General features: G+C 48.7%; 25 protein-coding genes, 7 tRNA genes and 1 rRNA gene. 5 read left to right on the top strand and 28 right to left on the bottom strand.

All coding sequences use genetic code 11. The annotated features are described in order from the left end of the window. Positions 1-2 precede the first annotated feature (2 nt). From AC3B4V_RS09350 to AC3B4V_RS09335, 4 genes are all read right to left on the bottom strand, one after another. Positions 3-473, bottom strand: a complete 471-nt coding sequence (locus AC3B4V_RS09350; protein ID WP_023466690.1) for a DMT family transporter — start codon at positions 471-473, stop codon at positions 3-5. A 12-nt stretch (positions 474-485) separates the two neighbouring features. Next, positions 486-1,148: a Crp/Fnr family transcriptional regulator gene (locus AC3B4V_RS09345; RefSeq protein WP_064300451.1), complete on the bottom strand. Its 663-nt coding sequence runs from the start codon at positions 1,146-1,148 to the stop codon at positions 486-488. 12 nt (positions 1,149-1,160) lie between these two features. Beyond that, positions 1,161-1,586: a DMT family transporter gene (locus AC3B4V_RS09340; RefSeq protein ID WP_488378389.1), complete on the bottom strand. Its 426-nt coding sequence runs from the start codon at positions 1,584-1,586 to the stop codon at positions 1,161-1,163. Between the two features lie 121 nt (positions 1,587-1,707). Then, complete coding sequence (locus AC3B4V_RS09335; protein ID WP_064300450.1) at positions 1,708-2,325, bottom strand: GntR family transcriptional regulator; 618 nt, start codon at positions 2,323-2,325, stop codon at positions 1,708-1,710. Positions 2,326-2,510: 185 nt separating this feature from the next. Between AC3B4V_RS09335 and garR the strand changes: the two genes are divergently transcribed. The 3 genes from garR (at position 2,511) to AC3B4V_RS09320 (ending at position 6,259) form a co-directional block, all read left to right on the top strand. Continuing rightward, a complete protein-coding gene (garR, locus tag AC3B4V_RS09330; RefSeq protein ID WP_488378244.1) occupies positions 2,511-3,401 on the top strand; it encodes a 2-hydroxy-3-oxopropionate reductase in 891 nt (296 codons plus the stop codon). A gap of 3 nt (positions 3,402-3,404) precedes the next feature. Then, complete coding sequence (locus tag AC3B4V_RS09325) at positions 3,405-4,844, top strand: four-carbon acid sugar kinase family protein (protein ID WP_488378243.1); 1,440 nt, start codon at positions 3,405-3,407, stop codon at positions 4,842-4,844. 71 nt (positions 4,845-4,915) lie between these two features. Then, a complete protein-coding gene (locus AC3B4V_RS09320; RefSeq protein ID WP_064300447.1) occupies positions 4,916-6,259 on the top strand; it encodes a GntP family permease in 1,344 nt (447 codons plus the stop codon). 42 nt (positions 6,260-6,301) lie between these two features. Here the strand turns inward: AC3B4V_RS09320 and AC3B4V_RS09315 are convergent, their stop codons facing one another. After that, the gene (locus tag AC3B4V_RS09315; protein WP_488378242.1) at positions 6,302-7,153 is read right to left on the bottom strand and encodes a PPK2 family polyphosphate kinase; all 852 of its coding nucleotides are present in this window, start codon (positions 7,151-7,153) and stop codon (positions 6,302-6,304) included. A gap of 74 nt (positions 7,154-7,227) precedes the next feature. Then, a complete protein-coding gene (locus tag AC3B4V_RS09310; protein WP_488378241.1) occupies positions 7,228-8,082 on the bottom strand; it encodes an SDR family oxidoreductase in 855 nt (284 codons plus the stop codon). 122 nt (positions 8,083-8,204) lie between these two features. Between AC3B4V_RS09310 and AC3B4V_RS09305 the strand changes: the two genes are divergently transcribed. Further along, positions 8,205-8,546 (top strand): winged helix-turn-helix transcriptional regulator, encoded by a 342-nt coding sequence (locus AC3B4V_RS09305; RefSeq protein ID WP_488378240.1) that lies wholly within the window; start codon positions 8,205-8,207, stop codon positions 8,544-8,546. A gap of 51 nt (positions 8,547-8,597) precedes the next feature. On the opposite strand, the gene AC3B4V_RS09300 is transcribed toward AC3B4V_RS09305, so the two are convergent. From AC3B4V_RS09300 to AC3B4V_RS09285, 4 genes are all read right to left on the bottom strand, one after another. Continuing rightward, positions 8,598-9,590 carry an NAD(P)/FAD-dependent oxidoreductase gene (locus AC3B4V_RS09300; protein WP_035399314.1) on the bottom strand — a complete coding sequence of 331 codons (993 nt, stop codon included), beginning with the start codon at positions 9,588-9,590 and terminating at the stop codon, positions 8,598-8,600. A 64-nt stretch (positions 9,591-9,654) separates the two neighbouring features. Continuing rightward, positions 9,655-10,548 carry a phosphotransferase family protein gene (locus tag AC3B4V_RS09295; protein ID WP_488378239.1) on the bottom strand — a complete coding sequence of 298 codons (894 nt, stop codon included), beginning with the start codon at positions 10,546-10,548 and terminating at the stop codon, positions 9,655-9,657. Beyond that, positions 10,545-11,027 (bottom strand): GNAT family N-acetyltransferase, encoded by a 483-nt coding sequence (locus AC3B4V_RS09290; protein WP_488378238.1) that lies wholly within the window; start codon positions 11,025-11,027, stop codon positions 10,545-10,547. The genes AC3B4V_RS09295 and AC3B4V_RS09290 overlap by 4 nt, the downstream gene beginning before the upstream one ends. Positions 11,028-11,040: 13 nt before the next feature. Continuing rightward, positions 11,041-11,601 (bottom strand): isochorismatase family protein, encoded by a 561-nt coding sequence (locus tag AC3B4V_RS09285; RefSeq protein WP_488378237.1) that lies wholly within the window; start codon positions 11,599-11,601, stop codon positions 11,041-11,043. A 129-nt stretch (positions 11,602-11,730) separates the two neighbouring features. Here AC3B4V_RS09285 and AC3B4V_RS09280 point away from each other — a divergent pair, with 129 nt between their 5' ends. Then, positions 11,731-11,904 carry a hypothetical protein gene (locus AC3B4V_RS09280; protein WP_156357224.1) on the top strand — a complete coding sequence of 58 codons (174 nt, stop codon included), beginning with the start codon at positions 11,731-11,733 and terminating at the stop codon, positions 11,902-11,904. A gap of 37 nt (positions 11,905-11,941) precedes the next feature. On the opposite strand, the gene AC3B4V_RS09275 is transcribed toward AC3B4V_RS09280, so the two are convergent. From AC3B4V_RS09275 to rrf, 18 genes are all read right to left on the bottom strand, one after another. Beyond that, complete coding sequence (locus AC3B4V_RS09275; protein WP_488378236.1) at positions 11,942-12,541, bottom strand: short chain dehydrogenase; 600 nt, start codon at positions 12,539-12,541, stop codon at positions 11,942-11,944. A 38-nt stretch (positions 12,542-12,579) separates the two neighbouring features. Beyond that, the gene (locus AC3B4V_RS09270) at positions 12,580-13,347 is read right to left on the bottom strand and encodes an alpha/beta hydrolase (protein ID WP_488378235.1); all 768 of its coding nucleotides are present in this window, start codon (positions 13,345-13,347) and stop codon (positions 12,580-12,582) included. 23 nt (positions 13,348-13,370) lie between these two features. Further along, the gene (locus AC3B4V_RS09265) at positions 13,371-13,937 is read right to left on the bottom strand and encodes a hypothetical protein (RefSeq protein ID WP_488378234.1); all 567 of its coding nucleotides are present in this window, start codon (positions 13,935-13,937) and stop codon (positions 13,371-13,373) included. A gap of 76 nt (positions 13,938-14,013) precedes the next feature. Continuing rightward, positions 14,014-15,810: a glutamine--fructose-6-phosphate transaminase (isomerizing) gene (gene glmS / locus AC3B4V_RS09260; protein ID WP_064300436.1), complete on the bottom strand. Its 1,797-nt coding sequence runs from the start codon at positions 15,808-15,810 to the stop codon at positions 14,014-14,016. Between the two features lie 411 nt (positions 15,811-16,221). Further along, entirely contained in the window at positions 16,222-17,577 is a 1,356-nt protein-coding gene (glmM, locus tag AC3B4V_RS09255; RefSeq protein ID WP_029343107.1) for a phosphoglucosamine mutase, read from the bottom strand. Positions 17,578-17,606: 29 nt separating this feature from the next. Then, a complete protein-coding gene (locus AC3B4V_RS09250) occupies positions 17,607-18,893 on the bottom strand; it encodes a CdaR family protein (RefSeq protein WP_488378233.1) in 1,287 nt (428 codons plus the stop codon). Then, positions 18,893-19,753 (bottom strand): diadenylate cyclase CdaA, encoded by an 861-nt coding sequence (gene cdaA / locus AC3B4V_RS09245; protein WP_050676886.1) that lies wholly within the window; start codon positions 19,751-19,753, stop codon positions 18,893-18,895. Before cdaA ends, AC3B4V_RS09250 begins: the two co-directional genes overlap by 1 nt. Before the next feature lie 79 nt (positions 19,754-19,832). After that, positions 19,833-20,453: an anti-sigma factor gene (locus AC3B4V_RS09240; RefSeq protein WP_023466661.1), complete on the bottom strand. Its 621-nt coding sequence runs from the start codon at positions 20,451-20,453 to the stop codon at positions 19,833-19,835. Positions 20,454-20,469: 16 nt separating this feature from the next. After that, on the bottom strand, positions 20,470-21,033 hold the full coding sequence (gene sigW, locus AC3B4V_RS09235) for an RNA polymerase sigma factor SigW (protein WP_023466660.1): 564 nt from the start codon (positions 21,031-21,033) through the stop codon (positions 20,470-20,472). A 124-nt stretch (positions 21,034-21,157) separates the two neighbouring features. Next, positions 21,158-22,066 carry an arginase gene (gene rocF / locus AC3B4V_RS09230; RefSeq protein WP_488378232.1) on the bottom strand — a complete coding sequence of 303 codons (909 nt, stop codon included), beginning with the start codon at positions 22,064-22,066 and terminating at the stop codon, positions 21,158-21,160. Positions 22,067-22,277: 211 nt separating this feature from the next. Further along, a tRNA-Ala gene (locus tag AC3B4V_RS09225) sits at positions 22,278-22,353 on the bottom strand. A gap of 9 nt (positions 22,354-22,362) precedes the next feature. After that, a tRNA-Gly gene (locus AC3B4V_RS09220) sits at positions 22,363-22,434 on the bottom strand. Between the two features lie 6 nt (positions 22,435-22,440). Continuing rightward, a tRNA-Lys gene (locus tag AC3B4V_RS09215) sits at positions 22,441-22,513 on the bottom strand. Positions 22,514-22,517: 4 nt separating this feature from the next. Further along, positions 22,518-22,601, bottom strand: a tRNA-Tyr gene (locus tag AC3B4V_RS09210). 38 nt (positions 22,602-22,639) lie between these two features. Beyond that, positions 22,640-22,712 (bottom strand) — tRNA-Thr (locus tag AC3B4V_RS09205). 13 nt (positions 22,713-22,725) lie between these two features. Continuing rightward, positions 22,726-22,800 (bottom strand) — tRNA-Glu (locus AC3B4V_RS09200). Between the two features lie 2 nt (positions 22,801-22,802). Beyond that, positions 22,803-22,877, bottom strand: a tRNA-Asn gene (locus tag AC3B4V_RS09195). Positions 22,878-22,888: 11 nt separating this feature from the next. Then, positions 22,889-23,004: ribosomal RNA gene (rrf, locus tag AC3B4V_RS09190) — 5S ribosomal RNA — on the bottom strand. Between the last annotated feature and the right edge of the window lie 5 nt (positions 23,005-23,009).

The raw sequence follows: 23,009 nt of genomic DNA, 5'->3' as shown, positions 1-23,009 counted from the left end.
ATTCAAGCTCCTTTTCGTACGTGTTGTACAGTCGTTGTTTTCCCGCCCAGTTGAAATAAAAGAACTCCGCCACCAATCAGTAGCACGCCGAGTGCTTTCGTCCACGTAAACGGAACGGTCTGTAAACCGAACCAACCGAGCGTATCCCACAGTAAGGCAAACAGGATTTGTGATACCATGACGATCGAAATCGCACGACTCGGTCCGAGTTGTTGAACGCCTTGCGTCACACAGAGGACGACACCGACACCGATGATTCCGCTGAACCAAAACCAGGTTTGCGCCTCTTTTAGGGCAAACAGTTGTGATCCTTCGACGATTAAACCAATCGTCAGTGAAGCGAGGAACCCGAGTCCAAGAACTAGCGTCGTCGTCGCCCAAGCACCAACGTGTTCTTTGACTTTTGCGTTAAACGTATTTTGAATACAGACGAGCATGCCCCCACAAAGGGCAAGGATGATTCCCGTAACCATGTCGCACCTCCTTCATTCGTAAATGCTTTCTCCGACTCGCTCCATCAATCCGTCTCGATCAATGATCTCAATCGTATGCTGCGTCCGGCGGATCAACCCATCGTCGACGAACTGGCGTAAGACACGATTAACATGACGATAGCTCGTCCCGATCAAATCTGCCGCATCGACGAGTTCCTTACTCGCAAAAGCATCCGTATTAGGTGTCATCGACAACAAATAACTGGCGAGCCGAACTTCAACCGGGTACAACAGATTGAAGCTGAGCGTATGCGATTTTAATTCAAACTTTTTCGTAATCGTCTCGAGTAAAAATAATAGAAAGGCAGGATGATGGACACGTGCTTCTTCCAAATCCGGATAGGCAATGCGTAAGACGGTCACTGGTGTCACTGCCTCGACCGTGTTCATCAAATCAATCTTTCGGACGAACTCAATATCACCGACGAGATCAAACGGATGTTTAAAGGACAACACGAGACGTTTCCCCGTTGCCGACATATGCGTGATCTTCAATTTCCCTTCGACGAGCAGGTAGAGTTCATGCGCAACATCACCTTGTCGGCATAAAGCCTCACCCGGTGCGAACGTCTGAATGTGCATCGCCTTGCGTAGCGATGCGTCAAAGACATGCGTTAACTGATACCGCTCCAGATAGCTCACAATGTCCGTCACTTCTTCTCCTCCTTAACTCTTTAAGATGAAGATGCCTGCGACCATCATCACGATGCCGATGATCTGCGGACCCCGCAGTCGACGTTTCATGACGCCGAACCAGCCTCTTCCGTCAATCCAGAGTGCCAGCGCTAATTGCGCCAATAAAAAGAGCGAAATCGTCAAAGTCACGCCCATCCGGTGGACCGCTGTCATGTTGCTGAATAATATAATCGCCGCAAAGGCTCCTCCTGCCAGATAGAGCGGTTTGACACGTCGCATCGCTGAAAAACTGTGATCCCGTAAGACGATCGCTAAGAGGATCGCAACGATGAACCCGGTCATCTGAGTGATCGTTGCCGCTTGCCACGTCCCGATCGTTTGACTGATCCGGGCATTGGCAACACTTTGGAGCGTTAAGAAAAAACCACCCGCAATCGCAAATAAGACACCACGCATGTGCATACTCCTCTCTTGTTCCATGATACTTTCATTTAACGAGAGTTACTCTGATTTGAACAGGACATTTGTCCTGAGAACGCGTCAAGATGTAAAAAAGGATGAACGATATCAACCTCGTTCATCCTTTCATCCAGTTCAAACAAAATTCTAAATCCAGTTGAAGATGCGCTTTCATCAATCGCTCCGCTTCTTCCGGTTGATGATTCAAAATCGCTTGATAGATCTCATCATGTTCTTCAATCAAGAGTGGTCGTTTATGGTGGACAACAGTCTTACGGAATAGATAGATGATGGATTGCATCCGGTCAATGATATCAATCATCACCGGGTTGTTCGTTGCCCCGACGATCACATCGTGGAATTCCTTGTTCGCCGCCATCACTTCTTCGAGTTCGCCCGTTCTACCGATCTCGACACACTGCTTCAACTTTTCTAAATCGGCTTCTCGCATATATGTCGCACAATGACTGGCTGCGAAGCCCTCAAGCAACATCCGGACTTGAAAGATGTGTCGCAGATCCATGTCGCTCGGATTGACGACACGTTTTTGCTTAATCAATCCTTCTTGCTCCAGTTTTCGAATCGAATCTCTGACGGGAGTACGGCTAATTCCCATTTCCTCAGCTAGACGCTCTTCGACTAACTTCGTTCCACGTTCCAGTTCTCCGTTTAAGATGCGATCCCGGATGTATTCATATGCCTGAACATATGCTAATTGTGTCGTTTTCTTCCCCACAGACATCGTCTCCTACATTCGAATTTCTTCTAGTTCAAAGTATAAGTTTAATATTGGGAATTGGAAAGAGACATATTTTTGTATACATTTTTAAATAAATTGTATACAAAAATGAACTTAGTGTGTACAATTCGGTTAAAGACTTTATGAAAGCGCTATCTTTTTATGAAAAGGAGTTTGATTAGATGAACATACGCGTTGGATTTATTGGTTTAGGCATCATGGGAAAACCGATGGCCTTGAATATACTAAAAGCCGGTTATGACGTCACGGTGAATGATTTAAATACGGAAAGTGTCGAGACACTCGTTCAAGCGGGTGCGGCATTCGGAACACCTGCTGATATGGGAACGACGTGTGATGTCATCATCACGATGCTACCGGCTTCGCATCACGTCGAGCAAGTCGTCCTTGGAGAAAACGGTCTCTTACAAACGGCTACAGCTGGAACGATCTTGATTGATATGAGTTCGATTTCCCCTGTCGCCTCGGTCGAGATTGCACAACAAGCAGCACTACGCGGAGTCGAGATGCTCGACGCACCCGTCAGTGGTGGAGAACCGAAAGCAATCGACGGGACGCTTTCCATCATGGTCGGCGGGAAAGACGACGTCTTTGAAACCGTCCGACCACTCCTAGAAGTCATTGGTGCCAGCGTTACGCTTGTCGGCAAAAACGGGAGCGGTGTCACGGCTAAGCTTGCCAATCAAATCATCGTCAATTTAAATATCGCTGCCATGTCCGAGGCATTGACGCTCGCTGCGAAAGCAGGCATCGATGTAGAGAAGATGTATCAAGCCATTCGCGGTGGTCTTGCGGGTAGTGCCGTGCTCGATGCGAAAGTACCGTTGATTCTAGAGCGAAACTTCGTTGCCGGTGGACGCATCGATATCAACTTAAAAGATATGACGAACGTCATGGAAACCGCGCATGAGATTGGTGTTCCTTTACCCCTCTCTAGCCAACTCGTTGAGATTTTCCATGCATTGAAAATTGATGGAAAAGCTGCGGATGATCACGGCGGCATCATTCAGTACTACGAAAAATTAGCACATGTTGAAGTAAGGAAGGTGTAAACGATGATTTCGACATTCCCGACATTACCAAGTAAAACGACACTCAACCAATTACCATCCCTACCGAATGCAATAGTAGTAGATGAATTGTTAGTTGAAGCCTTACATCAGTTTCCTCATAAAATCATCGTCCTCGACGATGATCCAACAGGTGTGCAGACCGTCCATGGCGTGTCTGTCTATACTGACTGGACGAGCGAAAGTATCGAGGCCGGATTTAGCGAAGACCAGTCGATGTTTTTTATTTTGACGAATTCTCGTGGATTTACGCGTGAAGAAACACGACAAGTCCATGAAGACATCGCGGCTACCGTCCAAGCCGTTTCCGATCAACGAAATCAGCCGTTTATTTTAATTAGTCGTGGTGATTCGACACTTCGTGGACATTATCCGCTCGAAACGGACGTCTTACGCCAAACCCTCGAACAACAGTCCAGTGGTCACTTTGACGGTGAAATCCTGATGCCATTCTTCCAAGAAGGTGGTCGTTTTACGATCAACGATGTCCATTATGTGCTTGAAGACGACACACTCGTACCAGCAGGGCAAACGGAGTTCGCAAAGGACCGGACGTTCGGTTATTCCGCTTCGCACCTTGGGGAATGGGCAGAAGAAAAATCGGGTGGGGCTTTCCCAGCTGACACCGTCATCTCCTTATCACTGGATGATTTACGACAGGTCCGTCTTGACGCACTCGTGGCACAACTGATGAACGCTCAAGATTTCAATAAAATCATCATCAATGCGACAGATTATCTTGATGTCAAAGTCGCGACGATTGCTCTGATTCGCGCGATGAATGCAGGAAAACGATTTTTATTCCGGACGGCCGCAGCTTTTACGAAAGTCATCGGTGGAATCGATCAGCGTCCCCTCCTGACAAGAGAAGAACTCGTGTCCGATACGACGCCTGGCGGTTTGATCATGGTTGGATCACATGTCCAAAAAACGACAGAGCAACTAGCCGAATTAAAAACGTGTGACTTCATTCATTTCATTGAGTTTGATGTCCATCTTGTCCTGTCTCCTGATCAATTCGAACAAGAAATTAATCGAATCATCACGACGACGGAACGATTGATTGCATCTGGACAGACAATTGCCGTCTATACGAGACGAGAACGTCTCGACCTAGGAGAGAATCAACAAGAGAATGAATTAAAGCTATCCGTTAAAATTTCTGATGCTGTGACGAGCATTGTCAGCCGTCTGCATGTACGTCCAAGCTACATCATTGCTAAAGGTGGAATCACGTCAAGTGATATCGGGACGACTGGTCTGAAAGTCAAACGAGCAACTGTTGCCGGTCAAGTCAAACCGGGCATTCCGGTTTGGAAAACAGGAGCCGAAAGTAAGTTCCCCGGACTGACATACGTCATCTTCCCAGGGAATGTCGGTTCAAAGACGACGCTAAAAGAAGTCGCAGAGTTACTTCACACTTGATATTTATGTAAGCGGATACAAAGAGTGAGTCATCACCTCAGTGGAATTCATGATATGAAGGAGAGATCTTGATGGTTACGGGTAATTTATTGGTCGTCATTTTTATTCTGTCTCTAGCTCTACTGTTCTTTTCCATCCTAAAGCTTAAAATCGAACCGTTTCTGGCACTTGTAGCGATTTCCATCTTGACGGCTTTAGCCATCGGGATGCCTGTCAAAGAAGTCGCATCCGTCGTCACGACTGGTTTCGGGAACACACTCGCGGGTGTCGGTATCCTGATTGGTCTTGGTGTCATCTTTGGTCAATTTCTTGGTGCATCGGGTGCTGTCGAAAAGATTGCCCAAGCTGTCTTGAATGTGTTCGGACCTAAAAAGTCCTCTGCCGGACTTGCCCTGACTGGAACAGCGGTTTCCATTCCTGTCTTTTTTGATGCAGCTTTCGTCATCTTAAGTGGATTGATTCGTTCGCTCTCTTCTAAAACAGGTATCTCCGTCGTCAGTTTCGTTACGGCACTCGGTGTCGGTCTGATCGTCTCGCACAACATGATCGCCCCGACACCTGGACCACTCGTCGTCGCAGAAAATACAGGATCAGAGCTCGGCTTCTTCATTCTGTATGGGATCATTGTCGCCATTCCAGCTACCCTCGTTGGTGGTTACCTATATGGTATGTTCATCGGAAAACGAATTAAGCATTCTGGCGACATCGAAGAACTCTCGATCGACCCAGCGGATTTACCAAAGAAAGAAATCGGCACAGGACTTAGCTTCTTCATGTTAGCTTTACCCATCGTCTTGATTTTATTGAATACGGTCTCTCAACTGCTATTTCCCGGAACTTCGATTGCGACGTTCTTTGGATTCATCGGTGAGAAAAACGTTGCCTTATTGATTAGTGTCTTTGCTGCTGTCATCTTATTACGCCCATACATCGCAATCCCAAATGCACGCTTATACTCGGAAGCAATCAGTTCAGCCGGAATCATCATCTTGATTACCGGAGCCGGCGGTGCCTTTGGAGCCGTCATCAATAATAGTGGCATCGGGGATCACCTCATTACGACGATGCAAAACTGGAGCATCCCGGTTCTTTTGCTGGCATTCATCTTTTCACAGATCCTCCGGGCGTCACTTGGATCAGCGACGGTCGCCCTCGTTACGACATCGAGTATTCTCGGTCCGATGGTCGGAGAATTAGGTGTGTCTCCGATTCTTCTTGGTCTAGCGATTTGTGCTGGTGGGATTGGACTCTCCTTACCCAACGATTCAGGTTTTTGGGTCGTCAACCGGTTTGGTAAATTGACGATTCCTCAAACACTCCTTGCTTGGACCGGAGGTGGCTTTATCGCTGGTTTAACAGCGCTCGCTACGGTCTTCCTCTTAAGTCTATTCACAGGGATCTTACCTGGACTCTAACTCAAAAATGCCACCGATGACATTCATCGGTGGCATTTTTGTTCATTCGTTTTCCAATCGTTTAATCGCTTCATCTAGTTGTTCCTGATCCTCTTCCGACAACTTCGGATATTGCGGATCAATTTCTTTCAGAACGTCATTCATGACTTCAGTGACGATATAGCGAGAATACCATTCGTCATCTGCCGGCAAGATGTACCACGGTGCATACGATGTCGATGTCGCCGAGACAAGCTCAGCAAAAATCTCATGGTATTCGTCCCAGTGCTTGCGTTCTTCAATATCACTGAACGAGAATTCGAAGTTTTTCTTTGGATCCTTCAGACGAGTCAACAATCGTTGCCGTTGCTCCTCTTTTGAGACATGGAATAAAAACTTGACGACCCGGAAGCCGTTCTCGACGAGATAGCGTTCAAAGTCATTGATTTGGCGATAGCGCATCTGCCACACATCTCCGTCATCCGGCTTTTCTTCCTCTTCGAGCAAATCATGGATTCGTGGCGCAATGACTTCCTCATAATAGGAACGGTTCAAGATGCCGACTTCCCCTTTTTCCGGTAGTCCTTCGTGGATCCGCCATAGATAATCATGTTTTTGCTCCGTATCCGACGGTTTTTTAACGGAAATCGTCCGAAGTCCTTGTGCGTTCAAGTTGGAAAAGATGTAGCTGATCGCCTCATCCTTCCCCGCTGCATCAATCGCTTGCAGGATGACGAGGACGCCGTTCTTTTCTTCAGCATGCAAACGCCAGTGTAACTCTTGTAACGTCTCGACACTTGTGGGAATCCGCTTCTCTCGCAATTCCGCTTCCGAAATCTCATGTTTTTCTGATGTCGGGTAATTCGAAAACGAGACTTGCTCGCCTTCCTTAACACGATAGGATGACAGTTTCATGGTAGGGCTCCTCCTTTAATTGCTTCTAAAAGGGGTTTACCCTACTCGTTCATCCTGAAAACGTTCAGATGAACTTATCTTTTCAAAAGGAGACGGACTCCCTCTTCTAGCGTCGTCACAGGACGACCGAGTAATTCTTCAAAATCAGTACTTTCCACTGCAAGGGTCCCTGCTGCGATATCTGCCTGGATACCAGTTAACATTGGAATCAAGAAGTCAGGTAAGCCAGCTGCTTGCATCCGTTCGCCATAGGTCGCGCCATCTACTTCATCTAAAGCGACCGGTCGGTTAAGCACTGTTCCGACTGCAGTCGCAAGTTCTGCTTGTGTATGCAACGGTCCCGATAGTTCATAGATCGCTTTTGGATGCTCAAGCGTCAGCCCCGTCGCAATCGCCAACGCATACTCATCTTGTAACGCCCATCCGACTTTGCCTTCACCTGCAGCCGTTAACCAATCTGCGCCTTGTGAAACGGCATCAATCGTTCCGAGTTCATTTTCGAGATACCAGTTGTTGCGGAAAAAGACATACGGGATACCTGTCGCTTGAATCGCTTCTTCTGTGACCCGATGTGTTCGCGCAAGTCCGTTCGTACTGTGTGCCGCATTGGCGATACTCGTATAGCCGATCAGCTTGACGCCTGCCGCTTGTGCTGCCGTGACAGCGGCTTGATGTTGCCGGATCCGTGTTGCTTCTTCACCGTCCGTCGAGATGATCAGCAGACGATCGATGCCTTGAAACGCGTGTCCGAGTGTTTCCGGCTGATCAAAATCACCATGCCGGACATCGATTCCTTGCGCCGTAAGGGTTGCCGCTTTTTCAACGTCACGGACACTAACCGCTACATGTTCGATGCCGACTTGTTCACTGAGATGTTGCACGATCCGTGCACCTAATTTTCCGGTTGCTCCTGTAATTAACCATTTCATGATGAAACCACTCCTTTGAAGTTTGATGTTGTTCTTCATGATACGCCAGGTGATACACTAAAAAAAGTAGGCACTTATCTGAAACTAGGTCCCTCAAAACGAACCAATGGGAGAGGATGAACGTGGCTGTATTCGATTCAACAACTAATCAACGGACGGTTTGTCCAGTCACTCGGGTCCAACAGATGGTCGCTGGCAAATGGAAGATCATCTTGCTCTGGCACCTGACACACGGGACGCATCGTTTTCATGAACTGCAACAATTAACAGGCATCTCTAAAGGAACATTAACGCGTCAGCTTCGCGAGCTCGAGGCGGACGGTTTGATTCAACGACACGTCTTTGGCGAAGTTCCTCCTCGCGTTGAATATTCCCTGACGGATGCCGGACATAGTTTTTTACCGATTCTTGACCAAATGGCAGCTTGGAGTGAGCAACACTTCCAGGGGGATGATCGTGAGTAACAAAAAAACATGCGCTTCTTCTCGATTCAGAAAAGAAGTGCATGTTGTCGTTCATTCCGTCGCTGTCACCGTCTGACGTAAGTGGGTATCAATCGCCTCTGCGACGCGTAATCCGGAGATGACAGCACTCTCGACGCGCGTCCGCCCTGACGCATCATCGGCTTCAAGGAACGCATCCCCGGCAAGCCAAAGCGGATGTGCCGCTAGTTTCAAATGCGGTGTCCGGTAAACCGCACGTGCCTGAGCGTAACGCCAACGTTTGAGCTGACGCGAAACAATCGTCACCGGTCCGAGTTGCTGTTGTAACAGCCGCTCGACTTCAGCGAGTGTCTCTTCTTCCGGACGCTCGTACCAGTCTTCACTGAAGCGAGCTGTCATATAGACGCTCAAGAGTGTCGTCTTCGAAATCTGCTTCTCGGCATTATTGACGAGTTTTAACATCCCATCGACGAGTTGTTCGTCTTGTAGGCCGACTTCCCCGATCGTCAGTCGCTCTTTGATTTCAAACAGACCCACGAATGTCGGCTCGAACGTCACTTGGCGTAACTGCTCATGATCGTCATCTCCAAGCGCCAGATCAGAAGACTGCAACAGTTCATATGCTTGCGGCACAGGCGCCGTCACGAGTAACGCATCATACGTACCTTGATGATCCGTAGCTTGTGTGACGAGTTCGTCCTCTGTTGCCGTAATATGCGTGACCTGTTCATTCAACTGGACGGGAATCCCTCGACCAATCGCTTGTACGAGTTGATTCATACCATTCGTTGCGACATAGCGTGGAAAATCCGTTCCGAACCACTTACGAACCCATCCCTTCTCAAGCCATTCGTCGACTTCGCGTTCCAACTCTTCCGTCCGCACCGTGAAGAAGACGGCACCATGATCCGCTGTTCCTTGATCAATCCGACGAGTTGCCATTCGCCCCCCGACGCTCTGGCTTTTTTCGATGATTTCAACAGCATGTCCTGCTGCCTGCAATTGACGTGCCGCAAAGATTCCGGCGAGTCCACCACCGATGATTCCGATTCGTTTCCCTGTCATCTCGCTTCCCCCTCATATTCCTCATTTCCCTAAGTATAGAGGTTTCTTCCAAGACATGGGTGAATCAATACCCGTCCGATATGCTCGTCATCTGTAATTCCTGCTCGATGAGCATGATGTTCTCCTCAAAGAACACCCGGTGCTCTCCTAGTCCACGTTTGATGCACCACCCGACGGCCGTGAGTGCTTCCCACAAACGATAGTATGCTAGATACGTCTCGATTGGTACGTCTGGGTGTAACGTCGCGTATCCTTCTTGAAATGCCGTGACGTAAGCGGAACCGAACGTATTGAGATTACGGACGATCTTCGTGAAGTCCATCTCGACGGCCCCGTAGCGGGTCGTCTCGAAATCGATCACCCCTGTGACTTGATCACCTACCGTCAGTAAATTTGCTAGGCGGAAGTCACAATGTGTGGCAACGGGACATGAAGGCTCCGGTAACGACTGTTCTCGTCTGACTAACTCTGTTTGGATGTTCTCTAAAAAAACGGGATCAAGTTCGGATGTGATGAACGGCATGAACCCCTTGAGTTTTTCATTCCGGAAGCGTCGCCAGTCCTGAACCGGATAGGCATAAAATCCATCTTCCGTATACTCGCCATAGGCTTTTCCTATGCACGTATGCAGCATTGCGAGCGTTCGACCAATTTCGTACGCCAATTTTTTAGTCATCGTGACTGGTGCCTGTCCCGGTAAGGCAGCAAGGACGAACGCCCCTGTCGTCTGCCCGGGAGCTGCTTCAGCTAAGATGTACGGCACGGGTACAAACCCTTCTAGTACACGAATCCAGCCACGCTCCCGGTACCACTTTTCAGCCGTATACGGGCGCTTTAAGAAAACAACCTGACCATCCGTTAGGACGAGACGATCGACTTCAGAACTATACGATTCGTCGACGGTCGCGCATGCTGCGACGTCGAGTTGAAAATGTTCAATCCATTCGTCTCGTGTCATTCCGTCGTCCCCACTATTTTCTGTAGCGTTTCACCTGGTAGACCGTCAATCGGTCCAACATAGGTCGATTCAAAACCTAATCCGATCAAAATACGGCGCGATGCTTCATGCGCTGGATCAATCGTTGCCGTGACGACCTGTAGCTCTTCTTCTATCGCTAACTGTAAGAGACGCTCTGCAATCGCTGTGCCGTATCCGCGTCCCCACTGATCGGGTAGCAGCATGTAACCGAGCTCTGCTTCGAACGGTTGCGTTTGACTCCGAGTCATGCGTCCGATTCCAATCCATGTCTCTTCGGCATAAATCAAATACGATCCGAGTCGGTCGTGCTGCTGTTGTTCAAGGATTCGGTCAAAGCGCTGTTTCGTTTCCGCATCTGTTAATGCCTGTTCCGTGATGTAACGCATGACACGTTCGTCTTGGACGAGCGTTGCGTAGCGTTCGTAATCGGGCGCTGTTATTTTTTGTAATTCAATCATCTTATTCTCCTCTTCATGTCCGGTAATCATTGTGGGTTGGGGTGAAGACATCTTCCGTCGACGGACGAACAATCGCAAAGTGCTCGACGTTATAATGACCGTGCAAGACTTGATTGTGGTGGGCGATCATTTGCTCCGGCGTCAGGACATCGGAGCCGTTCGTCGTATGCCCGTCGGCGACGAGTGTGACATCAAAGCCGTGCACCGTCGCACTGCGCACCGCGGTATCGATGCAGTGTTCCGTCTTACAGCCTAAGACGATCAGATGTTCAATCGATGCTTGCTGTAGATGATCGAGCAAGGGGGTGCCATGAAACGCATTCGTCGCCGCTTTATCGAACGTGACACTGGACGCTGGAACGGGAATCGAGTCATGGACTGCAAACCCGGGTCCTGTTCCGCCAGCGACGTCCAGATCCCGAATGAAAACGACCGGGATGTTCCGATCGTCTGCTTCGAGTACGATCGCTTCGATGACATGCGCGACTTGTTCTTTTAAGTATACCGGACGTTCTTCCGTGTTCCCGTCAACGAGTTCCTGTTGAAAATCAATCACTAGCACCGCTTGTTTCATCGTCATGTTCCTCCTTGTAAAATCGACTGCTTGTTTCCTTCCCGTTCATCTGAATGATTTCCTGCTCCTGACAGACGCGAAACTTTTTAGCTGTTGGATTCGTTAAGAAGAAGGAAAGGATGTGTCTGGATGATTTGGTTTGGCGTCATCTTCTTATGTGTGCTTCTCGTCAATCTGACACTGGAGAAACTGATCATGAACCGGACGATGACAGGTCGCTGGTTCGTACGCAACTTACTCATTTGTCTCGGGATCACTCTATTACTATTCGGAATCGAACGTTATGTCATATCCGGATTCTAAAAAAGCAGATAGCGATTTTCGCTACCTGCTTTTTTAGTTAATAGACTTCGTAATTTTGCCCCGTCTGTGCCCCTTCGACACTCTTTTCGAACGCCGTCGCGACACGTGACGCCGGAACGGCTTCAAAACCACGGAAGAAGGGTCCGTACTTCTCGAGCGACTCGATCAGTACGTTCGGACTGACGCTATTGATTCGAATGCCTCGTGGCATCTCGATCGCTGCTGCATGAACGAACGCTTTGACTCCACCGTTCGCAAGCGCAGCAGATGCGCCTTGGCGAATCGGATCATCCATCATGATGCCAGTCGTCAGCGTAAAGCTTCCCCCGTCTCGTACTGACCCTAAACCAAGTAGGACGAGATTGATCTGACCTTTTAGTTTACTGTCGATTCCGATTTGATTAAGCTCCGGTGTTAAGTCCGTCAATGGACCAAAATGAGCGCCACCTGTGGCACTGATGACGGCATCAACAGAACCGACTGTTTCATACATCGCTCGAATACTTGCCTCTGACGTAATATCGACTTGTATATCCGCTCCACTTCGCCCGGCACGAATGATGTCATGTCGCCCACTCAACCGTTCGACGACTGCCTGCCCAATCGTTCCGCTTGCTCCTACTACTAAAATTCGCATGATCCCTTCCCCTTTCACGTCTAGCTTACTTATCTAGCCTACTGCACAGCAGCTGATGGTTTCAAGGAATCTACCGGATGCGTCTTCAAGAAGTTAAGGATTTCTTCGAACAAACGTTGTTTATCCCGATCGAGTGTCAGTAGATGTTTACTGTTCGGAAGAAGGACCTTTTTCTGATCTCGGCTCGGCACTGTCGTTTCGATTCGCTCGAGACTCGCATGATAGACGGCATCATCTAAGGCACCAAGGAACAATGCGATGGGTTGCGTGATCTTTGGCAAGACGACTCCCGTGTCGAGGATGAACTGTTGCAGTGCCCGTAAGTCTTTCTCCGGTCGTGGAAAATGACGGTCGACAAAGTCTACGATCCACTCTGGTGAACGATCGTCAAACTGAAAATACCGTTCTGTATAGCGACGGACGCGGTGCTCGAGTCCCGCAATCGTCCGCTCAAGAATCGGCGTTGAGAGTAAGACGAGTCCGGCACATCCTGACTGTTCTGCCAATCGAAGTGCCATCACTCCACCGAGTGATTGTCCGATCAAAAAGATGTCGTTGTACCCTTGATCACGTAAAAACGCGAGTCCGGCTTGCGCGGATTGCCAGACGTCTTCGATTGTCGTCTCAAACAAGCGCTCCGGCGATTCCCCGTGCCCGGCGTAATTGAGAGCGTAACAGGTATAGCCGGCTGCATGTAAAAAACGAGCGAGACCCCGCATCTCATTCGCACTTCCAGTAAAACTATGTAACAACAAAACAGCAGGTCCGGGTCCTTCTAAGTACAGATCCTTTGATTTCGTAATCAAGTGCGCCCCTCCTTTTCATCTCTTCACACTTCCTCTACCGAAACATCCTCCCGTAACGATTTTATAATCCGAAAGCCTGGGTAGTCCGCTTCGGATCGTCGTTCGCCACTTGACCGATAATAAGCATTCCAGTAACTGATCATCCGGTCTTCGATTCGCTTCATGTATGCCGGATCATCCTCGACGAACCGCCGCTTCACTTCCGGATCCCATTGCTCGATTGCGGGTACGATGATGTCGACGATTTCACGGACGTACTCACTAGCAAGTTCGATGATATAGGCGAGGACCCATCCGTCGTGTGGATGGTTTTTAAGTAACTGCTGAAGATAACGCTCACGAACATGACCATCATGGTGACGGGTGTAGAGACAATATAACATCGTCTGTTGTGTCGACGTCAGTTCCTTGATCCGCTCCGAGTCGATTTCTGACACGTATAAACGCATCGGAATCTGTATGTGTTCCTGCTCTACTTTCACTTTGATTGTTCCTGGTGATAAGCGTGTCCATGCAAATGGTAAACACGCTTTAACGACCCGAACGTCCTGTTCATATCGTTTAGGAAATGCGGTGATCCAGCGGTTCATCTCGTTCTCCTCCTAATATAAAAAACTCCAAACAGCAGACGCTTACACGCCTGTCATTTGGAGTCGATTTGTTTCCTTATTCAACCGTTACCGACTTCGCCAAGTTACGTGGCTTATCGACGTCACAGTCGCGACCGAGTGCCGCGTAGTATGAGATCAATTGAAGTGGCAAGACAGACAAGAGCGGTGACAAGAGTGGCTCGACTGCTGGGATGACGAATGCATCCGTCGGCAATTCAAGACCTTCTGCTGCGATGACACACGCGTTTGCCCCACGTGCGACGACTTCCTTGACGTTCCCACGGTTGTTGAGGTGAACGTGTGGTTGTGTCACGAGCGCGATAACCGGTGTGTTGTCTTCGATCAAGGCGATCGGACCGTGCTTGAGCTCTCCACCCGCGTATCCTTCTGCTTGGATATACGAGATCTCTTTGAGTTTCAATGCGCCTTCCATCCCGACGTACGCATCTTGTCCACGACCGATGAAGAACGCGTTACGTGACTCAGACAAGTATTCTGTCGCGATTTCTTGGAAACGATCCTTTTGAGACATGACTGATTCCATCGCACTTGAGATTTTACCGAGTTCCTTCATGAGATCGAAGTTGACGGCAACCCCTTTCGCTTGAGCGAGGTCAAACGCAAGGACAGCAAGAACAGCGATTTGAGCTGTATACGCTTTTGTTGAAGCAACAGCGATTTCTGGACCTGCGTGGAGCAACAATGTTGCGTTTGCTTCACGTGACAATGTTGATCCTGGAACGTTCGTGATCGTCAGTGCCGGGTGACCGAGTTTCTTCGCTTCGACGAGAACGGCACGGCTATCCGCTGTTTCACCTGATTGTGAAAGGAAGAGGAAGAGCGGTTTCTCTGTCAATAATGGCATGTTGTATCCGAACTCAGAAGAGATGTGAACTTCTGTCGGGATGCCTGCGATTTGTTCGATCAACTGTTTTCCGATCAAACCAGCATGGTAGCTTGTTCCACAACCGATGATATAGACACGGTCACGACCGAGTACGAGATCACGGACCGATTGGTCGAGTGTGATGTCGCCTGCTTCGTTTTGATATTTTTGAACGATGTTACGAATGACCGCTGGTTGCTCATCCATCTCTTTGAGCATGTAGTGCGCGTACGTTCCTTTTTCGATGTCTGATGCATCGATTTCAGCCGTGTACGCTTCACGCTCTTGGACGTTCCCATCGAGATCTTGGATCGTGACGCTATCACGCGTCAAGATGATCATCTCGCCATCATGCAACTCGATGAATTGATCCGTTACTTGTAACATTGCCATTGCGTCTGACGCGACGACGTTGAACGTACCGTCACCGAGACCAACGAGAAGTGGTGATTTGTTTTTTGCGACGTATAAGACGTCTGGATTTTCAGCATCGATCAATGCGAGGGCATACGAACCGTGCAAGACACGGAGTGTTTGACGGAATGCTTCCGCAACGTCACCTGTCTCGTTGAAGTTCTTTTCGATCATCTGAACGATGACTTCTGTATCCGTGTCGCTGAGGAGATCGACATTCAATTCTGCTTTTAGCTGCTCATCGTTTTCAATGACGCCGTTGTGCACGAGTGTGAAACGTGCTGACGCACTTTGGTGCGGGTGCGCGTTTGGTACGCTTGGGACACCGTGTGTTGCCCAGCGTGTGTGTCCGATTCCGACTGTGCCGTCTGCATCAGCAGGAACGACTTCGCGTAGCGCAGCAATCCGGCCTACTTCTTTATGGACTTGGACGCCGTCGTTGACGAACGCAAGACCTGCCGAGTCATAGCCGCGGTACTCGAGCTTCTCGAGACCTTTTAATAAAATTTCCTTCGTGTTGACCTGTCCGATCATACCTACGATTCCGCACATGTTACATCTCTCCATTTACAAGTATTTCCCTAAAGAGGAAACGGCTCTTGTTGAGAGGATCCCGATCGGTCTGTTTGTCCGTCCAATCACTTGAACGATTTCAGAACGATTTACGGTATGGATCTGGTACCGGGAGGCATCCGCCGAATGATTCGATAAACCTCCACCTCGTCAGCTTTCATCCTACGAAGAAAGCCCTGGCGCTTCTTGTTTCCGTCTGACCCCGTTTCTGTCCGACTTCACCATCATACGAACTTTAATCTGAAAAAGCAAGAAAGGTAACGTATTTGTAACTATTCCCGATATTTTTCTAATCAATACGTATAATCCCTATATTTTGTAAAAATCTCAATCTGTTTTTCTAAAATAATTGTAAAAAAGAAGCAGAGCAATCGCTCTGCTTCAGGCTGCTTAGTTTTCTTGTAACGCATAGTTCTCACGAACGACGTTCGCGATCCGCTCGACGTATGCATCACATGCTTCTTGTGTCGGAGCTTCTGCCATGACACGAACGAGTGGTTCTGTTCCTGACGCACGAACGAGGATCCGTCCGTTCCCCGCCATCTCTGCTTCGACTTCAGCAATGATCGCTTGCACGGCAGGACCGCTCATTGCGCCATTTTTGTCTGAAACACGGATGTTTACGAGACGTTGTGGGAAGATCGGCATCTCAGCTGCGAGTTCCGATAACTTCTTCCCTGTCGCTTTCATGATTTGCAACAACTGGACGCCCGACAACATGCCGTCCCCTGTCGTTGAGTAATCCATGAAGATGATATGACCCGACTGTTCGCCACCGAGTGTATAGTCGTTCTTACGCATCTCTTCGACGACATAACGGTCACCGACCGCTGTCTGAAGCGCCGTCATCCCGTTTTCTTCGACGGTTTTATGGAAACCGAGGTTACTCATGACCGTCGCAACGATCGTGTTGTCTTTCAGACGACCGAGTTCGTTCAAGTATTTCCCGCAGATGAACATGATTTTATCGCCATCGACGATATCACCGTTCTCATCGACTGCGATCAAGCGGTCGCCGTCTCCATCAAACGATAAACCAACATCTGCGCCTTTTTCCTTAACGAAGGCAGCGAGATGTTCAGGGTGTGTCGAACCAACACCATCATTGATGTTGAGTCCGTTCGGAGTTGTACCGATCGTGGATACTTCTGCTTCCAAGTCACCAAATAGACGTGGCGCAAGGCTTGACGTCGCCCCGTGTGCACCGTCGATCGCGACATGGATACCTGAGAAATCTTCATCCGATGTCTGACGAAGCATGTGGAGATATTTCTGAGCCCCTTCATAGTAATCATGAACGAAGCCGAGTTCTTTTCCGGCTGGACGTGGCAATGTATCTTCTGCTTCATCGAGCAATGCTTCGATTTCAAGTTCTGTTGCGTCATCGAGCTTAAAGCCGTCTGAACCGAAGAACTTGATCCCGTTATCTTCCACTGGATTGTGCGATGCAGAGATCATGACTCCGGCTGTCGCATCCATCGTTTTTGTCAGGTATGCGACACCTGGTGTCGAGATGACACCAAGACGCATGACTTCTGCACCGATTGATAACAGACCCGCGATGAGTGCATTCTCAAGCATTTGACCAGATACACGTGTATCGCGTCCAATCAAGACTTTTGGTCGTGTGCTTTCGTGTTTCGTCAACACGTAACCACCTGTTCGACCGAGGCGATACGCAAGTTCCGGTGTCAATTCTACGTTTGCGACGCCGCGTACGCCGTCAGTTCCAAAATACTTACCCATGTGTTATTTCCTCATTTCACTAATTTGTTTTAATTGGTCAGAATCGATGTCCGGGGAATCGCTTTTAATGTGACATCCATATTATCCGGACGCAGGACATCAAAGGCTTTTGATGTCTGATACGAGATCGGCAATCCATGCGTTCCTTCTTTTAATCCTGTCACGTCGATGACCGCTTTGATATCCGTCGCATCAATCGATGCTAAATCAGATTCTTTCCCGCGGACGACGACATCAATCGTTTGATTGTAATCAATCGTATACTTTGATTCATCGAATCCATTCAACGTGACCGTCACACCCGGAATCGTTTTCTCCGCTCGATCCTCGACGGTTTCTGTCGTCGAATTGGCATTTTCTTTTTCGACGACGATATTGACAGTGACCTGTGTCGGATCCATCGCTGTCGCGTTTTCCGGTTCAACGAGTTTGACGGTTTTTTCCGTCGTCTTCGTCAATCCTTTGAGCGAGACCGCTTCCGTATCAACAGAACCGATACGCTCTAATTCTTCTTTTGTTCCATATAGACGAGCTTCCGTCGTGACGGGAACGATTTTGACGACGGTATACCCTTTTTTAACGTTGTCTTTTGTCTTCACATTAATCGGTACCGTCTTACTTTCCTTATAGATCGGTACTGTGATTTCTAATTGTTCCGGTTGATAAGATGCACTGATCGTATTCCCGTTCGTGTCAGTCGCTTTAGCATTGAACGTCTCTTTGAACGTCTCTGCCCGACCGGTCACATCGATCGGTACTTGGATCGCTGAAATCGCCTGTAACTTCTCTGCGCCTCCCGTGACTTCAACAGTTTGTTGGTTCGGCTGCGCTTCCCCAGCGACATATCCTTCAGCGATTTTGTTTTTATTGAGTAAGGCGACTTGTACCGGTACTTCCTTTGTAATCTTCTTATCGAGGAAAACTTCGATCGTCTCCTGTTTTGGTGTCACCTCGACATCTTTTCCGAAGCCAGTTGCTGTGACACGGACACGATGATAGCCAGGGTCGAGTCCTTTCAAATCAATCGATAATCCAAAATCTTGGACGAGCCGGAGCATCGTCAAGCTACTCGACGGCCCTTTGACGGTCACTTCCATACTATCTGGAATATTATAGGCGACCCACTGCGATTCATCATACTGGACCGTGACCGGAACGTCAAATTTCGTCGAACCTTGTCCTGCGATCGGTAATAGACTAGCAGCATCACTTTTTCCCGTCGTATTCGAACCTGCGACCATCAAATACAACATGACGGCTAAGGCGACGGCAACGATGCGTAAAAACCAGCGTTCATTGAACCACTTTTCGAACATTATTTTTTCGCCCCCATCCAGTTCAAGAAGGAAGTATTCGTCGGTTCGGCCTTGACGATCGTCTCAAGTAACTTCGTCCGTAAGGATTCTTCGTCGAGTTCCCGGTACAGACGTCCATTGATGGCGAGTGAGACACCACCCGTTTCTTCCGAGACGACGAGCGTGACGCTATCCGTCACCTCACTGACACCGATGGCAGCGCGGTGACGTGTTCCAAGCTCTTTTGAGATATGTGCACTCTCAGACAGCGGTAAGTAACAAGCGGCTGCTGCTAACTTGCCTTGCTGGACGATGACGGCACCATCATGTAAGGGTGTATTCGGAATGAACAAGTTGATCAACAACTGACTCGTGATTTGTGAACCGAGCGGAATGCCCGTCTCCACGTATTCACTCAGTCCTGTCTCGCGTTCAATCGTCACGAGTGCTCCGATACGCCGTTTTGACATGTACTGAGCAGACGATACGAGTGCATCGACGATTCGAACTTGTTCATCTTCATCACTGATGGCACTACGTGAGAAGAATTTACTCGTTCGTCCTAAGTGTTCCAGTCCACGTCGGAGTTCAGGTTGGAAGATGATGATGATCCCCAGTAACCCGTAGGTGATGATTTGATTCAATAAGAATTGCAATGTTTTGAGTCCAAAAAAGCCACTCAAGAACCAACTGATCAAAATGACCGAGATCCCTTTAATGAGCTGGACTGCTTTTGTTCCTTTGACAATGATCATGAGACGGTAAATGACGAACGTCACGACCGCAATATCAATCACGTCATTAATATAATCGTACCAATGTACGTTTTCTCCCAGTTTCAACAATTGAAATTGAAGTGGTTGCCAGCTGAAGTAATTCACCAACCGTGCCCCCTAACTCATCTGATTTAAACAGTTTCCATTATAGCACAAAGGGACGAGTTCGACTCGTCCCAGCTGATTATTGAAATAGACGCTTGATTCCGTACCAAACGCGTTCGAATAATTGATCAATTTCCTTGATTTCTCCGGTCACGCTACCAGCACTCGCCGTGTAAGCTTTCCCGTCAACGGTCATGACATCGCCATTGACTTTCCCTTCGATTCGGACGTTCCCACCTTCGACATATAGATCTTGATCGACCGTGACGCCTTTCGGGACGACGACCTCGCCATTTTGAGCGACGATGCCTGGTGCATTCGTATAGGATAAGTCATGTTCTTCTTGTGCCATATAACCACCTAGGCTACCGACCGACAAGAGTAAGAAAACAGCCGCTGCCGCGAGCAATGGGTACTGCTTCATCTTCCCTCCAAAACGAGACGGTTGCGGTTGGTGTAGCAAAGCAGCGCTTGGCGTCTCCACCTGTTCAGGCAATTGTGCCAGCACGCGGGATGTAAAATCTGCCGATAATTTAGGCGCTGGAAGTTGACGCAGTCGAGCATCAAGGAGCCGATACTCTTCGAACTCGTCCATCGCGTCTACTTCTCGTAACTCTGCTTCTAATCGCTCGAATTCCTCAGGTGGTTGGTTTTGGTCTAAATAATCCTGGATCCGTTCATGTACATGCTCTCTTGACATGGTGAGTTCCTCCTTCTCATCGTTTAGCAAAATGCTTCTTCAGCGCTTCTCGTCCACGATGAATTCTAGTTTTGACAGTAGCGACGGGTAATTCGATCATTTCACTGATTTCCTTTAGCGAAAGATCCTCTACATATTTCAGGACGAGTGGGACACGGTATTTTTCTGGTAAAGCTGCAATCGCGTCCCCGACTTCGTTTCGTTGCTCGTTATCGACCACTTGGTCCTCCGGCAAGGTGTCCTTGCTCTCGAGTTGTGAATACAATGTCAGTCCTTCAGTACCTGACATCTCAGCATCAAGAGAATAGTCAGGTTTCTTTTTCCGTAATCGGTCAATCGATACGTTCGTGACGATTCGGTACAACCAAGTCCGGAACTTCCATTGTGCATTATACGAATCAATCTTCGTAAATACACGGATGAAGGCTTCCTGTGTCGCATCCTCCGCTTCCATTCGATCGCGCAAGACGCGGAAAGCCACAAGAAAGGCACCTTCCTTATATAGATCAACAAGTGCCGCGAATGCATCACGGTCTCCCTGTTTCACTCGCTCAATTAAGCGTAGTGTCGTTTCTTCCACTTTGAATACCCCCCGCTCTATGCGGTCAATCTCTTATACGAAGTCGACCGATAAATGTTTCATCTCCTTTTAAATTGTAACAAAAAAACTTGAACCCCGATGAAAAGAGTTCAAGTTCTATCCATTATTTTACTAAGCGATGTGTTTCCATTGCCAAAAGTAGATCTCCGATCAGTTCATTCGCAAGTTCTGCTGTTCCATTTCCTTCTTCAAGCAACGGATTCACTTCAACGAATTCAGCTGCAATGAAGTCTTCTGCCGTTGCGCAATGCTGGAGCACCGTCTTCGCGTCGTCTAAGAAAATGCCATCGGCGACACGTGTTCCTGTACCAACGACGAGTGATGGATCGAGACCATCCATATCAAAGCTAAGATAGAACGCATCCGTCGTTTCCTTCAAATAGGCAATCGCTTCTTCCATGATCGCGTCCATTCCCCGAGTTCGGATCGCTTCCATATCATAGACACGAATACCAAGACGATCAATCAGCTCTTGTTCGCCTGGATCAACGTCACGTAATCCGACGAAGACGAGATGTTCCGGTTGCAGCTTGACATCTGTTCCTCCGACTTCCGTTAAACGCTGATGTCCTTCCCCAAGGGCTACAGCGAGCGGCATACCGTGGATGTTTCCAGACGGTGATGTTTCCGGTGTATTCAAATCACCGTGTGCATCGAACCAGATGACGCCAAGACGTGGTACAGTCTGGCGTAATCCTGCAATCGTTCCGATCGCCATGCTGTGATCACCACCGACTAATAACGGAAAACGTTGCTCCGATAACGCATCACGTACAATTAGATGCAAGTCATTCGTCGTATGGACGACGCCTTCAAGACGTTTCAGCTTCGGATCTTCTTCTCGGACCGCATCCTCGGATAAAACAGCCGCTTCCCCGTAGCGTACTGCTTCTTGTCCCCGTGCTTCGAGTGTCGCGAGTAGACCCGCTTTTTCGACAGCAGCAGGTCCGTGTTCAGTGCCTGGCTTTCCTTGTCCATAACGGTACGGTACGCTGATATACGCGATGTTCATACGATATTCCCCCTATGTCATAGTCACTTCTACATATATTGTAAGCGGTAACAAACAAGTGGTTCAACTCAACAAAAAAACGCATGAATATACAAAAAAACACCGTGAAGGGAATCACGGTGTTCTTGCGTACGTACTCTGGTTATGCTTGGCATTTCATATAAAAAAAACTTAAGACGAACGAAACTCGCTTAAGATCTTTAAATAAAATTGGTGGAGCCTAGCGGGATCGAACCGCTGACCTCCTGCGTGCAAGGCAGGCGCTCTCCCAGCTGAGCTAAGGCCCCAAAAGAAAAAGCGGAAGACGGGATTCGAACCCGCGACCCCGACCTTGGCAAGGTCGTATTCTACCACTGAACTACTTCCGCAAGAAATGAGCCATGCAGGATTCGAACCTGCGACCCTCTGATTAAAAGTCAGATGCTCTACCAACTGAGCTAATGGCTCGACATGGTGGGGGGGGGCGGATTCGAACCGCCGAACCCGAGGGAGCGGATTTACAGTCCGCCGCGTTTAGCCACTTCGCTACCCCCCCAGTTTGTCTAGGAAACTTATACAATTGAGAAAAAACAGTGCCGGCAACAGGAGTCGAACCCGCGACCTACTGATTACAAGTCAGTTGCTCTACCAGCTGAGCTACACCGGCACAAAAAGTATAATGGTGACCCGTACGGGATTCGAACCCGTGTTACCGCCGTGAAAGGGCGGTGTCTTAACCGCTTGACCAACGGGCCATTGGCTCCGCAAGTAGGATTTGAACCTACGACCTACCGGTTAACAGCCGGTTGCTCTACCACTGAGCTATTGCGGAATAAATTAAATGCCTGGCAACGTCCTATCCTCACAGGGGGAAGCCCCCAACTACTTTCGGCGTTCAAGTGCTTAACTTCCGTGTTCGGCATGGGAACGGGTGTGACCACTTGGCTATCGTCACCAGACGATC

The sequence above is a fragment of the Exiguobacterium sp. E17S genome (genome assembly GCF_057772545.1).
This window is presented reverse-complemented; position numbering and strand designations above follow the sequence as displayed.